General features: G+C 68.1%; 10 protein-coding genes. 5 read left to right on the plus strand and 5 right to left on the minus strand.

Going from position 1 to position 14,194, the window contains the following annotated elements; genetic code table 11:
* Positions 1-4: 4 nt before the first annotated feature.
* Complete coding sequence (locus A5780_RS37625; RefSeq protein WP_231983220.1) at positions 5-970, minus strand: NADP-dependent oxidoreductase; 966 nt, start codon at positions 968-970, stop codon at positions 5-7.
* Positions 971-1,069: 99 nt separating this feature from the next.
* Here A5780_RS37625 and A5780_RS37630 point away from each other — a divergent pair, with 99 nt between their 5' ends.
* On the plus strand, positions 1,070-1,651 hold the full coding sequence (locus A5780_RS37630) for a TetR/AcrR family transcriptional regulator (RefSeq protein ID WP_064911402.1): 582 nt from the start codon (positions 1,070-1,072) through the stop codon (positions 1,649-1,651).
* Between the two features lie 297 nt (positions 1,652-1,948).
* Here A5780_RS37630 and A5780_RS37635 read toward each other — a convergent pair whose 3' ends face one another.
* Together A5780_RS37635 and A5780_RS39650 are read right to left on the minus strand one after the other, a co-directional pair.
* Complete coding sequence (locus A5780_RS37635) at positions 1,949-2,935, minus strand: zinc-binding alcohol dehydrogenase family protein (protein WP_064911403.1); 987 nt, start codon at positions 2,933-2,935, stop codon at positions 1,949-1,951.
* A gap of 431 nt (positions 2,936-3,366) precedes the next feature.
* The gene (locus tag A5780_RS39650) at positions 3,367-3,960 is read right to left on the minus strand and encodes a Zn-ribbon domain-containing OB-fold protein (protein WP_181065214.1); all 594 of its coding nucleotides are present in this window, start codon (positions 3,958-3,960) and stop codon (positions 3,367-3,369) included.
* Between the two features lie 394 nt (positions 3,961-4,354).
* On the opposite strand from A5780_RS39650, the gene A5780_RS37645 reads away from it, so the two are divergent.
* The gene (locus A5780_RS37645; protein ID WP_064911404.1) at positions 4,355-7,633 is read left to right on the plus strand and encodes a protein kinase; all 3,279 of its coding nucleotides are present in this window, start codon (positions 4,355-4,357) and stop codon (positions 7,631-7,633) included.
* Between the two features lie 315 nt (positions 7,634-7,948).
* Here the strand turns inward: A5780_RS37645 and A5780_RS37650 are convergent, their stop codons facing one another.
* On the minus strand, positions 7,949-9,124 hold the full coding sequence (locus tag A5780_RS37650; RefSeq protein ID WP_231983221.1) for a phosphatidylserine decarboxylase: 1,176 nt from the start codon (positions 9,122-9,124) through the stop codon (positions 7,949-7,951).
* Positions 9,125-9,319: 195 nt separating this feature from the next.
* On the opposite strand from A5780_RS37650, the gene A5780_RS37655 reads away from it, so the two are divergent.
* Entirely contained in the window at positions 9,320-10,828 is a 1,509-nt protein-coding gene (locus A5780_RS37655; protein ID WP_064911406.1) for an NAD(P)/FAD-dependent oxidoreductase, read from the plus strand.
* A gap of 213 nt (positions 10,829-11,041) precedes the next feature.
* Here A5780_RS37655 and A5780_RS37660 read toward each other — a convergent pair whose 3' ends face one another.
* Complete coding sequence (locus A5780_RS37660; protein WP_064911407.1) at positions 11,042-11,752, minus strand: hypothetical protein; 711 nt, start codon at positions 11,750-11,752, stop codon at positions 11,042-11,044.
* A 494-nt stretch (positions 11,753-12,246) separates the two neighbouring features.
* Here A5780_RS37660 and A5780_RS37670 point away from each other — a divergent pair, with 494 nt between their 5' ends.
* Both A5780_RS37670 and A5780_RS37675 read left to right on the plus strand, forming a co-directional pair.
* The gene (locus tag A5780_RS37670; RefSeq protein WP_064911409.1) at positions 12,247-13,647 is read left to right on the plus strand and encodes an MFS transporter; all 1,401 of its coding nucleotides are present in this window, start codon (positions 12,247-12,249) and stop codon (positions 13,645-13,647) included.
* A complete protein-coding gene (locus A5780_RS37675) occupies positions 13,644-14,138 on the plus strand; it encodes a MarR family winged helix-turn-helix transcriptional regulator (RefSeq protein ID WP_064905926.1) in 495 nt (164 codons plus the stop codon). The genes A5780_RS37670 and A5780_RS37675 overlap by 4 nt, the downstream gene beginning before the upstream one ends.
* Positions 14,139-14,194 lie beyond the last annotated feature (56 nt).

A 14,194-nucleotide genomic window follows, 5' to 3' on the forward strand; every position in this document is an offset into this window, starting at 1 on the left:
GGATCTAGAGGTCGATGACGACCTTGCCCCGCACATGCCCTCCGGCTTGCAGTTCGGCCGCGCGGCGGATCTGCTCGATGGGGAAGCTCGCCGCGATCGGCACCCGGAGTTGTCCGGCCGCGACCGAGCGGGCCAACTCGTCCACCGCACCGGGTGCGGCGGTGGCGCCGTTGGCCGACGTTACGCCGTCGACTTGTGTGGCGATGAGGCTGATTCGGCTGTCGGGGACGCCGAGATCCCTTGCGGCGTCCACTGTTTCGGTCCCGTGCAGGTCGAGGGCGGCGGTGACACCGCCGGGGGCGAGGGCGCGGACCCGGTCGGCCAGGCCGTCGCCGTAGATGACCGGCTCGGCTCCGAGATCACGCAGGAAATCGGCCGATGTCGCCGATCCCGTCCCGATCACACGCGCTCCCGCCAGCCGGGCCAGTTGGACAGCGAACACGCCGACTCCGCCTCCCGCACCGCCGATCAGCACCGTGTCTCCCGGGCCGGGATTGACCACGGCGAGAGCCGCCGATGCCGTGCGGCCGGCGATCACAAGGGTGGCGGCGGTGCGATCGTCGACCTCGTCCGGGGTGCGATAGGCCTCGTTCGCCGCGATTGCTCCGCCCGCGTCGACCACCACGAAGTCGGCGACCGCGCGGGAGAGGGCAGCCCCGAACACCCGGTCGCCGGGCGCGAAGCCGCTCACCCCCTCGCCGACCTGGTCGACCACTCCCGCGTAATCGGTCCCGAATCCCGCCGGAAGGCTCAAACCGAACCGGGCGGCAGTGTCCGCGTCGACGATCATCTTCCAATCCATCGGGTTCAGGCCGGCCGCGGTGACCCGCACGCGAACCTGCCCCGGACCGGCCGACGGAGCCGGAATCTCACGGACTTCCAGAACTTCGGGGCCGCCGAACGACTCGAGCCGGACCGCCCTGCCCGTCAGCCGTCGATCGCTGTGTTCGTGCATGTATGCCTCTCTCATCGGGCCGAGGGAAGGTCTCGTCCGGACCGAAGAACGCACTGAAACGGACTATGCTCCGCTTACATGAACGACCGTAGCATAAACGGAGCGCGATCCGCTTTGAGTGAATCGGAGACGCGCGCGCCCCGCGCGGACGCAACCCGTAACCGTGACCAGTTGCTCGCGGTGGCGACCCGCATGTTCGCCTCGGGTGAGTCCGACGCGTCGCTGCGTGCGATCGCGCGCGAGGCCGGCGTCGGCATCGGCACGCTCTACCGGCACTTCCCGACCCGCGAGTCGCTGGTCGACGCGGTCTACCGGGGTCAGGTCGTGCGGCTGACGACCGGAGCCCGCGAACTGCTCGGCCAACTGCCCCCGGCCGCGGCGATGCGGCAGTGGATGGACTTGTTCGGCGACTGGATCGCGACCAAGAACGGGATGCTCGACACGCTGGTGGCGATGATCGAGGCGGGCGAGATCGCCCACGCCCAAACCCGAACCGAGCTCTTGGCGGCCATCACCATGATCCTCGACGCCGGCCACGCGGCGGGCGACCTTCGCTCCGACGCCACCGCCGAAGACATCGCCGCCATGCTCGTCGGAATCTTCACCGTCGCCCCGCGGCCCACCCACGAAGCCATGGCGAGCCGGCTACTGAACCTCCTGATGGACGGCCTCCGACCCGCCGCCCAGCCGGCCTGACCCGGAACCGGGACGGTCGACCGGCCAACCAATCCCGCGTGACCGAGCGCAGGACCGACGGCACCGTCGCGCAAGCGGAAGGTCAACCCGCCCAGACTGTTTCGCGTCGCCCCGCCCGCGTGCGACGCGGCGTGACTTCGAGTTCCGTGCGAATATGAACCCGCGCCGTGCCGCCCGGCCCGCTCGATCCGCCAACTGACGAGCTGATCAGGCGACGACGTAGCGGATTGCGCTCTCGCACAATCGTTTTCCTGCGCGCCATATCCGAGCCGGCACGGCGTTGACTCCGCTGTGCGCCTAGTTCGACACCGAACCGATGCGGGCGACGTATTTGCCCACACCCTGGCCGGACGCCAGCAGGTCGTGTCCGGCAATCACCTCGTCCAGCGACGCCAGTTCGGTGACCGGGAGCGACAGTGTGCCCTCGGCGAGGTAGTCCAGCACCCGGCGGGTAGCGGCGGCGACCTTCGCCGGCGCACCGGCGACGAGGCCGCGGTGGCTGAAACCGGTCAGGGTGAGGTTGCCGCCCAGCAGGCGACCGAAGGGCGGGAGCGGGGCGGGTGCGCCGCCACCTGCGTTGCCGAACAAGACAATTCGGCCGGTGGGGCGGGTGACCTCGAGATCCAGATCGAGTGCCTCGGTGCCGAGCGGGTCGAGCACGAGGTCCACTCCGCGGCCATCGGTCGCCGCGCGGATCTCCTCGGCCAGGCCGTCGCCGCGGACGAGGACGGTGTCGTAGCCGGGCACCGACCGGCCGACGCGGCTCACTGTGCCCAGGAGGCGGCCGCCACCGAGCAGCGGCACCAACTGTGCCACCGCGCCGCCGATACCGCCGGCGGCGGAATGCAGCAGAACCGTATCCCCGGCGGTGAAGCGGCCGGCCTCGGTGAGCAGCAGCAGAGCGGTCGCCAGGCCGAGTGGGGTGGCGGCGGCCGAGCTCAACGGGACAGCGTCCGGTACCGGGACGGTGAGTTCCGCTCGCGCCGTGGCGATCTCGGCGAAACCTCCGCCGCCGAGCGCGACGGCCGCCACCCGATCACCGACGGCCGGTCCGGTGACTTCGGCACCCACTTCGCGCACAGTGCCCGCGATTTCCAATCCGGGGCGGTAGGGCCACGACGAGGCGTAGCCCGCATCGCCTCGGCGAGCCATCACGTCCATGAAGTTCACACCCGCGTAGGCAACGTCGATGGTCACCTCGCCCGCAGCGGGTCGCGGCGGGTCCACCTCGCGGATCTCCGACTTCTCCGCACCGCCGGGGGCGGTCATCACCAGGGCTCGCATCGTCACTCCCAACACTTCACTGCCGTCGATCGATGGAGATCAACTCCACAACGCGGAGGCACATTCCTGGCGACCGAGCCGCCGAGCGCGGCCACTACTCCGAGGAAGCTGTCAGAACGGTGCGGCCATCGCCGCGGAAGAGGCCGTGCGGGTTCTGACCGGGAAACCGGCGCGATACCCGGTCAACGACCTACCGCCCGGCGCCGGGCGGAACGAAGTTCGGAGGTGACAAGCCCGACGGACTGCCGAACCGAAAGGCTCTCACACAGAGGGTATTTCAGCATCAACTTGCCGGAGTCGCGGTCGACGGCCGTACGTTCACAGTCCCACTCGAACAGTCCGGGTCAGTCCGCGCTCGGCGTCGGAATCGGCGTACGGGCGTTGATGGCCTCGGCTATTTCGGCCGCTTCGGCGAGAGCAGTCGGTTGCCGCTAGTTCGTGTGTCCAACCTGCCATGCTCGGGTCAGGGTCTGATGCAGCAGTCTTTTGTGTTCGCGTACCGCGCGCGTGTCGGTCCGTCGTGGGTGCAGGGCTTCGGCCACCAGATGCAGGAACCTGCGCCGATCGGTGCCGAAGGCCACGAGCAACTCCTCCCCGCTGGAGCCGCCGAAGGGCGCCCATCGAACGGCGAAGGCGACCAGTGTCTTTTCGGCGGTGCTCAGCAGGCCCGCTCGTGCCATCAGATCGCAGCGGCGCAGCGACGACCGCACCCACGCGGCGTCGCATTCCGTGCCGCGGTCTGCCGCGTCACCGGGCGACTCGCGAAGCTGTTCCGTGGGCGCGGTGTCGATCGTGAAGACCGGGAAGCGGTCGTATTTGGGCCGCGCCTCGAAGCGCACCCGCACCGGGTGGTCGGAGGAGGTCGGGAGGTCGCCCTCGACGGTGGCGTAGATGCGTGGTCCCTCGTCGAGTTCGACGATGGCGATCGTCAGTGGGACGACCTCGGCATGCGGTGCGCCGATGCTGCGGTGCACCAGCCGGTAGGACACGAGCGAGCCGCGGCCGGACGATGGCGTCCACTCCATGTTCCGGGTACGGCACGCGGCGCATTCCGCAGCGGTCGGCGCGTGCATCCCGTCGCATTGCCTGCAGCGTCGAACCATCAGAGAGTCGCCGGTGCGGGCGTGGTTGCCGCTCGGTGTCTGTGTGTGCTGGACCATCGCAAACCTCGAAGGTGATATCGGGATCCCCCGCATTCACAGCTTCGTTTCCGGGCGTGTCTCGCGCGACGGTAGAACTACCCGGAACATACCTATTTTTCGACCGGGGAGCCCGCTCCTCGGTGCGGAGCGACCGTGTCGGAGGAGCCGGGTGCTGTGGCGCGAAGCGCCGGTCTCGCGGCGTTGCCGGCGATACGCTGGCGATGTCGGAAGGTGAGCGCATGGCGCCCGATACAGCTCAATGCTTCGCGAGTGACTGATGGTCGACGAGGATCCGCTGCGGACCAGCCGCGATGTGAACATGCCGGTGGCGGTGGAGTTGAGTGCGTCGGGTTTCGAGGATGCCGAGGAGATCGGGCACGGCGGTTTCGGTGTGGTGTACCGCTGTACGCAGCCGGCCCTGGATCGCACAGTGGCGGTGAAGGTATTGACCGCGGAGTTGGACGCCGACAATCAGGCGCGGTTCTTGCGCGAGCAGAAGGCGATGGGCCGGCTGACCGGACATCCGAATATCGTCACGGTGCTGCAGGTGGGCGTGACCGCGAGTGGGCGGCCGTATCTGGTGATGCCCTATCACTCGCTGGATTCGCTGGATGCGTGGATCCGCCGGGAAGGACCGTTGCCGGTCGAGACGGTGCTGTGGGTGGGGGTGAAGATCGCGGGCGCGCTGGAGACCGCGCATCGGCTGGGAATCATGCATCGGGATGTGAAGCCGGGCAATATCCTGCTGAGCGAGTACGGAGAACCGGCACTTACCGACTTCGGGATCGCCCGGATCGCCGGCGGCTTTCATACGGCCACGGGGGTGGTGACCGCCTCGCCGGCCTTCACCGCGCCCGAGGTGCTCGCGGGGGAAGCGGCGACACCGGCCGCGGATGTGTACGGGCTCGGTGCGACCCTGTTCGCGGCGCTGACGGGACATGCCGCGTTCGAGCGGCGCACCGGTGAGCAGGTCGTCGCGCAGTTCCTGCGGATCACCAGTGCGCCGCTGCCGGATCTGCGAGAAGGTGGCATCCCCGAAGACGTCGCCGCGCTCGTGGAGTCGGCGATGAATCGGGATCGGCAGGCGCGGCCCTCGGCGGCGGAGCTGGGCGAGGCGCTGCGAGAGGTCCAGCACCGCCACGGATACCGGGTCGGCGAGATGGCCCTGCGAGGACAGCCGGCCGCCGCGCGAAAGCCGCGCGAGGCGGCGTCGTCGAATACCGAATCCGTTCCACAGCAACCAGCTTCAGGCCGCGCCGGCACCGCCGAGCTCCCGCTCGAGCTGACCAGTTTCATCGACCGACGGGTGGAGACGGCCGAGATCAAGAACTTGCTTGCGGCGGGGCGGCTGGTGACATTGACCGGTGTCGGCGGGGTCGGTAAGACGCGGCTGGCGTTGCGGGCGGCGTCGATGGTGCGCACCGATTTCGCCGACGGGGTGTGGCTGATAGAACTCGCCGACGTGACCGATCCGGCACTGCTGATCGATGTGGTGGCGGGTGCGCTGGGGTTGCGCGACGATCCGGCGCGGCCGATGCGTGAGGCGTTGGTGGAATTCTTGCGTGCGCGGGAGGCGCTGCTGGTTCTGGACAACGGCGAACAGGTCGTGGACGCGTTGGCGGATCTGGTGGAAACGCTGTTGCTGGCGTGCGCGGACCTGCGGGTTCTGGTGACCACCCGGGAGCCGCTCGACATCGCCGGAGAAGCGGTGCTGCGGGTCTCGCCACTGACCGTTCCGACTCTCGACGCGGCGCCGACGCTGCGGGCACTGCCTCGATACGACGCGGTGGCGTTGTTCACCGAGCGCGCCGCGGCGGTGGTGCCCGGATTCGAGGTCACCGAGAAGAATATGTCCGCGGTGGCGGGAATCTGCGCCCGCTTGGAGGGCTTGCCGCTGGCGATCGAACTCGCCGCGGCGCGGATCCGCACGATGTCGCCCGAGCAGATCCTGGCTCGGTTGACCGACCGCTACGCACTGCTGACTCGGGGCAGCCGCACCGCGCCGCAGCGGCAACAGACGTTGCGGTGGTGTATCGATTGGAGCTACCGCCTGTGTGCACCGGCCGAGCAGCGGTTGTGGGCTCAATTGTCGGTATTCGCAGGCGGTTTCGAGATAGATGCGGTCGAGCGGGTGTGTACGGCCGAGGCGGGGCGGGGGAGTCTGCTCGACGAGTTGTCGTCGCTGGTGGACAAGTCGATCGTGATCCGGGAAGAGCTGGAGGGCGCTGTCCGGTTCCGGATGTTCGAGACCGTGCGCGACTACGGGCGTGAGCAGTTGCGGGAGGCCGGCGAGGAAACCGCTGTACGTCGGCGCCACCTCGATTGGTGCCGGCAGTTGACGGCGGATGCCGAAGCCGAATGGATCAGCGAGCGGCAGCCCGACTGGCTGGCGCGACTCGAACGCGAGCAACTGAACCTGCGCGAAGCGCTCGAATTCTGTCTGTCCGACGACACCGCGGAATCGGGTGAGGCGGGGCTGCGCATGGTCACCGCGCTGTCGTTGTTCTGGAGTTTCCGAGGGCATTACGGTGAGGGTCGGCGTTGGATCGACCGCGTCCTGGCACACCCGGCCGGTCGGGCTCTGCCCGCCCGGATCCAGGCCCTTCACGTCGGAATTTTGATGGCCGCTGAGCAGCAAGATTTTCTGACTGCGGAGCCGCTGCTGGCACAAATCCGCGACCTCGCCGAACAGGACCCCGCTCCGCTGCACCGGGCACTCGTCGCCTACGTCGACGGTAGTCTGGCGCTGTACCGAGGCGAGGCCGCACGCGCGATTCCCTGCCTCGAGACCGCGATCGATGTATTCGGCTCGAATCCTGCCGGGCATCTTTATATCGCGGCATCGATGACGCTCGGCTGGGCGCTGGCGGCGCAGGGCGACACCCGGAAGGCGATCGAGAATCACGAGCGAGTCCTCGCGATCACGGAGTCGCGGGGTGAATCGCTGTTCCGGTCGAGCACGTTGTGCGGCTTGGGGATCTACGCCTGGCGGCAGGGTGAAACACCGCGTGCGAAAGAACTTCTGACTCGATCGCTGCGGGTGAACGAACGCGTCCGCAGTCCCGTAGTCGCGGTGCTCGACTTCGAGGCGCTGTCCTGGATCATCGCGGAGGAGGACGGCGAGCGCGCGGCGGTGCTGATGGGCGCCGCGGAAAGCCTCTCCCGGTCCGGTTCCGGTGCCTCGATCACGTTCCCGGACTTGACGGAGTCGTACGAGGAATGCGACCGCATCGTGCGCCGCGCGCTCGGCGAGCGACGGTTCGGTGCGGCGTTGCGGCGCGGCCGGGCGATGACGATGAACGCCGCGGTGGCCTACGCGCTCGGCGAGCAGCCGGCCGAGTCGCCTCCTGCCTCCACCGGGCCGGCGCAGCTGACCAAGCGTGAACAGCAGGTCGCGGAGTTGGTCGCGCGAGGGCTCACCAACAAGCAGATCGCCACGAATCTGGTGATCTCGCAGCGCACCGCCCAGGGGCACGTCGAACACATCCTGACGAAACTCGGATTCACCTCCCGCGCCCAGATAGCGGCCTGGTTCGTGGACCGCGCTCGTCGGTAGAGTTCCTGAGTCGCAACCCGGTCGCCATGGGCCGGGAGCGACGAGTTCGGCTGCCCCGCAGCCGAACTCGTACGCACCGGCACCGCGAACCGGGCGGGTCGACCGGCCCCTGAGATCGACACCTTCATCGATCGCGGTGGGGGGCTTGCTAGGGGGGTGGTCGGCCGACCTCGCATGCGGCTTCGTCGTGTCAGCGAGCTCCGTCCGCCAGGAGTTCGTTCAACGGGTCGACGCCGGCGAGGAGCCGTCGTGAGCGATGGCCCGAACCGAGCGCCGCATCGATAGCCCGCGGCGAGCGAGCGCGACGGGGCCGGGTCACCTGCACCGCGCCACCGGCACGCCGACCAGACGGGTTTCCTCGGCGGTATCGATGTCGATGTCGACGCCCTTTTGGAACAGCAGGATGATGTCGGAACCTCCGAAAGTGAAGTAGCCGAATTCGTCTCCCTTGGCCATGTGCTTGCCGGGGGTGCAGGTGAGGGTTACCGATGCGACGTTCTGCATGCCGACGCACACGACCGCGACCGTTCCGATGTCGCCGCACGGTGAATCGGTGGTATCGATGATGACCACGCCCCGGGTCTGGAAGAACTCGAAGCCGGTCTCGGCGTTGTCCTGGCCCTTCAGGCCGTGGTCGAACAGCTCTACCTGCATGAACGCTTGCCCGTGAGTCACGAACGACTCTTTGACGAGACCGCCCACCGGTAGGTGGAAGCGGTGATAGGCGTGGGTCGGCAGCATGTAGTGGGTGAAGGTCCCGCCGGCGAATTTCTCGGCGTAGTCGCTGCCGGTGAGAAGGGTGGCGATATTGCCGTACTTATGGGTGCCTTTGATCGTGGTCGCCGGAATGTTCGAGGCGTCGTCGATGTCGTAGCGGTGTTGGAACGTGCAGTCGGCGGGTGAGGCTATCGATCGGTTGCTGCCGGGTTCGGCAATCGGTCGTAGGCCGCCGTTCAGTTCGCGGGCGAAGAACTGGTTGAAGGTCATCCAGCCGCTGGGTGCGTTCGGCTTGCCGTCGATCAGGGAGTCGCCGACGTGGTATTCGGGAGCGTTGTCGATGAACGATTCCAGCACGTCGGGTCCGAAGGATTCGGGTGTGTCGAGGAAACTGCCCCAGTCTCGGGCGAAGTCGGTGACCCATTCCCGGAATGTGTCCGAGCCGTATGCCACGGACGTGTCACGGCCGTCGGGTCTCTGGTCGATGATCCAGAAGAAGTGCGAGAGCCGGTCGCTGACCTCTTGGGCGTACCGCTGGTGCGGTGCTTGGGCGCGCCATGCGGGCGAGTCGGTCTCGCGTGGCACCCAGCGAGCGAAATCGTCGATGTAGTCGACGTACTCCGCGACGGACTGGGGCCACGGGAGCGCCTCGAGCAGCTCGTCCTTCAGCCCGTCTTCGGCCACCTGCCGCGCTTGCACCAACGACTGCTCCAAGCCGGCGGCCAAGTCCGGGTCTTCGTCGAGAAGGTCTCTCAACCGCTGCGCGATCGCCATATCACTCACGTCGAACCCCTTCCGCTCGCCACCAGCCCCACCTGTCGGCTACCCCCGCAGCCTCGTTTACACCTCACGCACAGTGACGGTTCAGGCGGAACCATCGCCTGCCGCCCAGCTGGGCGCTTGCATGTTTGAAGCTGCCGCCTCGTGGAATAGGCCTGTGCACGCGGTGTCGACGGAAAGGCGCGCGGGATGAACTCATCGAGCGACGTCGTCGTCGTGGGATCGGGCCCCAATGGTCTTGCGGCAGCGGTCGTTTGTGCGGCGGCGGGCCTGTCGGTCACGGTGCTCGAGGCCGAGCCGGAGGCGGGCGGCGGATGCCGCACACAACGCCTCGATCTGGCGGTTCCGCTGTGGCACGATCTGTGCTCGGCCGTGCATCCGATGGCGGTGGCCTCGCCGTTCTTCGCGCAGTTCGATCTCGCGGCGCGCGGTGTCCGGTTCGGGTATCCCGAGATTTCCTTCGCCCACCCGCTCGACGAGGCGCCAGCGGCTCTGGCCTACCGCGACCTTTCCCGGACGGTGGCCACCCTGGGCGAACACAGCGAACGTGACAGTCGGCTGTACCGGCGGATCATGACGCCGCTGGTCGAGGGCGTCGACGCGGTCCGCGGCCTCGGGCTGTCCGATGTGCGAAGCATTCCCGCCTCGGTCCTGCACCCGCGGGGGCTCGCTACCGCCGCCACGATGGGGATCCGGGCGATGCAACTCGGCACCCGGGTGTGGGACCGCACTACCGACGCGCACGTCTGCGGTGCTCTGCTCAGTGGCGTCGGTGCCCACGCCAACACCGGGATTCCGGCGACGGCAGGTGCGGCTACCGCGTTGCTGCTGGGCACGCTCGCGCATTCGCACGGCTGGCCCATTCCTATCGGCGGGAGCCGGGCCATCACCGACGCGCTGACCGCCGATCTGGCTGCGCGCGGTGCGGAGGTGATCTGCGATCAGCGTGTCGAGTCCGTCGCGGACCTTCCGCCGGCGCGGGTGTACCTGTTCGATACGAACCCTTGGACGCTGGCCGAGGTGTTCGGTGACCGGCTCAGCGCCCGCTACCGCCGGGCGGTGGGCCGCTTCTCGTCGAACAACGGTGTCGCCAAGGTGGATTTCGTGCTCAGCGAGCCGGTTCCCTGGGCCGATTCACGGGTCGCGGCGGCGGGCACCGTGCACCTCGGTGGCACGCGCGAACAGATGGCCCGCGCCGAATCGGACGCCGGTCGCGGCCGCCACAACCCGGCACCGATGATGCTGGTGAGTCAGCCGACCGTCGTCGACCCGACCCGCCTCGGTCCCGACGGGCACCGGCCGCTGTGGAGCTACGCGCACGTCCCCAACGGGTCGACGCGCGACATCACCGAGACCGCGATCGAACAGATCGAGCGGTTCGCTCCCGGTTTCCGCGATGTCGTCGTCGGCTCACGGTGCATCCCCGCCAGTGAAATGTCCTCGCACAACGCCAATTACGTGGGCGGAGACATCGCTGCCGGACATGTGTCGCTGTACCGGATCATGGCGCGGCCGGTTGCGCAGTGGGATCCGTACCGCACCTCGCTGCCCGACGTCTACCTCTGCTCGGCATCCACCCCGCCCGGCCCCGGTGTGCACGGCATGCCCGGCGTGCACGCCGCCCGGAGAGCTCTGCGCAGGCACTTCGGTATCACCGCCATGCCCGACGTCGGTCCGGTGGTCGGGCCGCCGCGATGAGCCGGCCGTCGAGGTGTGCACATTCGAGTGCCGAGATCGCGGGACGAGGCCGGCAGGTCATGACGAAATGCCGGATGAGGCAGACAACATGCGCACGTGACGATGCCCTCGCAGCAGCCGCTGCGAGGGCATCGTCATGCTTCGGTTCCTGCCGACTGTTCGAAATCGTGGGCTAATGCCCCGTTTCGGTACGTAAGCCCGAGTGCCGGCCCGTTACTTGGCCGGCGCCGGCGGGTTGAACGGCGCAGTGGTGGTGGCGAAGTACTGGATCGCGGCGCCGATGGCGACCGGGGCGGTGATGAAGATCTGCCCGGCGAGCACGCCCAGGAAGCCGACGGCGGCAGCACCGGCGACACAGCCGCCGAGCGGGCCGAGGCCGAACAAAGTGGCCAGCGCGCCGGTGGCGACGACGCCGACGGCGGCGCCGGCGATGCAGCCGATGACCGCGCCGCCGATTCCACCGGCCAGGGTGCCGATGGTGGCGCCGGTGGAGATGGTGTCCTTCAGGCGGTTGAACGCGGCGGTTTCACGGTCGTAGGGGGTCTTCCACGGGGCCGAGTCCTCGAAGGGCAGGGCGACGGGCTTGTAGACCGCGTGCGCCACGTCGTACTGCGGGGTGAGGGTGGCGGTGTTGCCGGAGATGTCGGCGGCGATCGGGAATTCGAAGTCGTCGACCCGGAAGTTCAGGGGGGTGCCGGCGAGGACGGTGCCGTTGGCGGCCTTGATCTTGAGCATGCCGTCTTCGTTGACGATGGAGCCGCCGTCGGTCTTGATGACGGCTTTGTCGTTGTCGACGACGCTGGCTTTGTAGTAGACGCTCTCGGGCGCCGCGGGGGCGGCGGGGTCGGCGTTCGCGGTACCGGCCGCGACGCCGACGGCGGCGACCAGCATGGCGGCGGTCGCGGCGAATTTCCTCATCATCATTTTTTGCGGAACCTCGAGACGGAGTGGTTCAGGGACGAACGAATCACAGACCAGGCCAGCTAACAGGCAGTGAACACCGAAATATTTTTCATTCAAACCTCGTTCATCTCGCGCCCCTTGTTGTCGGACAGGCGGCTGAAATCACCAGGATGTGGCCCCACTTCGGGGCGAGGCGGCGAACAAGAAAGGCGGAGATGCGCTTTTAGATGTGGGCGGAATCACATGCTTTGGCCCTCAACCTCTTTGGATATTTCACCGATTCGCCGGACGTCGTGTTGCCGGATTCGAATTCGGTGCGCGAGCCGCGTTGATTGACTTGCGCAGCCCCGAACCAGGCATGAACTTCAGCGAAACTGTTCTGTAACAGATCGTGATCATGCATCTCCAAGGGCAATCGTGACCACATAGATCCAGTGTGAAGCGGTTTTGACAATTCGACGTGCCCGGGTCAGTCTTTAGGTACTTCTGTAGCAGAACTACGGTCGAAGGAAGCGATGGTTGTCGAGTCGCCGCGTCCGCGGGTGATCAGGGAGCATCGGTGGGCCGGATGGTTGGCGGTGTCGGCGGTCTGTCTCGGTGCGTTCATGGGACAACTGGATGCCAGCATCGTCACTCTCACGTTCCCGGCGCTGCAGTCGGAGTTCGGGGCTCCGCTGGCGAGTGTGCAATGGGTGTCGCTCGCCTACCTGGTGACCCTCGTGGGTCTGGTCGTCGCGGCTGGAAGAGTGTCCGACGCTGCCGGACGCAAGTTCGTCTACCTTCAGGGTTTCGTGATCTTCACCCTCGCCTCCGGCTTGTGCGCGCTGGCGCCGAACCTGTGGTGGCTCACAGGTTTTCGGGTTCTGCAGGCAGTAGGGGCGGCGATGCTGCAAGCCAACAGTGTGGCGCTGGTGGCAACGAGTGTCGCGGCACGTCGGATCCGCACCGCGTTGGGAGTGCAGGCCGGTGCGCAGGCGCTGGGTCTGGCGCTCGGACCGCTGGTCGGGGGAGTGGTCGTGGCCTCGCTGGGCTGGCGATGGGTGTACGCGATCAATGTGCCGGTGGGGTGTCTGGCGGTTGTCGCGGGGCGATACCTGTTGCCGCGCACGCGTACTCGCGCGCGGTTGACCGGATTCGATGTGCCGGGTCTGCTGCTGCTCATCGGCGGCGCGGCCGGCGTGCTGACCGCCGCATCGGCGGTTTCCGGACTCGGGGTGCCGGCGTGGACGTCGGTGTTCCCGGCGGCATTCGCGATCGCCTGCGCCGTAGGCCTGTGGTGGTGGGAGAGAAGGACCGAGCATCCACTGATCGATCCGGCGCAGTTCGCACATCCGCCGCTGCGACGCGGCCTTCTCGGAGCATGGGCGGCGTATCTGGTGCTGTTCGGCCCGCTGGCATTGTTTCCGCAGATCGCATCGGCCGGCGCGGTCGGCACCGGGTTGCTCCTCACGGCGCTGCCGGCCGGATTCGCCGTGGCCGCGGTCGGGGGTGCGCGGGTGCTGCCGAACCGATGGCGCGCCGCGGGCAGGGAACGCGTCGGCGCGACGATCATGGTGATCGCCACCGCGGCGATCGTGATCGAGCCGACGACGCCGTGGTGGGCGGCGATCTGGCTGGCGGTGCTCGGCATCGGTCTGGGCATGTTCATTCCCGGAAACAACGCCGTCATCATGACCGCGGTCCCCGAGCATCGCTCCGGCACGGCGGGCGGATCGGTGAACATGGCTCGCGGTCTGGGAACGGCGGGCGGGGTGGCGGTGGTGACACTCTCTCTTCATCTGTGCGACGCCGCGCATCTGCCGGCCGACGGCGCGCGGGTGGCCGTGGCCGTACTGTCGATCGTGGCCGCCGCGGCTCTGGCCACCACATGTCAACGGCGCGCCGAACCAGTGCAGCGAAAGGCAGCAGCCCGATGAAGGGACCGTCCGCCGACACCGGCGAACTCGGCGAAGTGGCTCTGGCCGATGTCATCGCCAGGCTCCGACGCGCCATGCGGCGAGCAGCGCGCACCGCCGAACCTGCGGCGACCCTGTCGGTCGCGCAGTTGGAACTGCTGTCGTGCGTGGGCGACCACCCAGGGGTGCGGCCCGGTCAGGTGGCTCGCCTCCTGCAATTGGCCCCGAATACGGTGACGACCTTGGCGAACGCGCTGACTCAGCGCGGCATGATGGCCCGGGCGGGCGGCGACGACCGGCGCGCGGTGACCCTGACTCTGACGGCCGCGGGCCGGCAAGCGGTCCAGGAGTGGCAGGCGACCAACACGGCCATCCTGCGTGCGGCATTGTCGTCGTTGCACCCCGGGTGGCAGCATCTTCTCACCGCGGCCACGCCGGCGCTCGCCGAGCTGACCAGCGCCGTCGATGCGCTCACCGAGCCCCCGCGGGACGACCGTTCGGCCTCGTCCTAGTCGAAAGGCTTCGCGCCCCACCGCAAGACGAGTGTGCCCGTGGTCCCGGCCGGGAC

The organism is Nocardia sp. 852002-20019_SCH5090214 (assembly GCF_001665865.1).
GTDB classification, from domain to species: domain Bacteria; phylum Actinomycetota; class Actinomycetes; order Mycobacteriales; family Mycobacteriaceae; genus Nocardia; species Nocardia nova.

Excerpts from the sequence above, each read along its gene's own strand:
- A5780_RS37625 (WP_231983220.1), bottom strand. The coding sequence starts at position 970 with ATGAGAGAGGCATACATGCACGAACACAGCGATCGACGGCTGACGGGC.
- A5780_RS37645 (WP_064911404.1), top strand. The coding sequence starts at position 4,355 with ATGGTCGACGAGGATCCGCTGCGGACCAGCCGCGATGTGAACATGCCG.
- A5780_RS37650 (WP_231983221.1), bottom strand. The coding sequence starts at position 9,124 with ATGGCGATCGCGCAGCGGTTGAGAGACCTTCTCGACGAAGACCCGGAC.
- A5780_RS37635 (WP_064911403.1), bottom strand. The coding sequence starts at position 2,935 with ATGCGAGCCCTGGTGATGACCGCCCCCGGCGGTGCGGAGAAGTCGGAG.
- A5780_RS39650 (WP_181065214.1), bottom strand. The coding sequence starts at position 3,960 with ATGGAGTGGACGCCATCGTCCGGCCGCGGCTCGCTCGTGTCCTACCGG.
- A5780_RS37670 (WP_064911409.1), top strand. The coding sequence starts at position 12,247 with ATGGTTGTCGAGTCGCCGCGTCCGCGGGTGATCAGGGAGCATCGGTGG.
- A5780_RS37675 (WP_064905926.1), top strand. The coding sequence starts at position 13,644 with ATGAAGGGACCGTCCGCCGACACCGGCGAACTCGGCGAAGTGGCTCTG.
- A5780_RS37660 (WP_064911407.1), bottom strand. The coding sequence starts at position 11,752 with ATGATGATGAGGAAATTCGCCGCGACCGCCGCCATGCTGGTCGCCGCC.
- A5780_RS37655 (WP_064911406.1), top strand. The coding sequence starts at position 9,320 with ATGAACTCATCGAGCGACGTCGTCGTCGTGGGATCGGGCCCCAATGGT.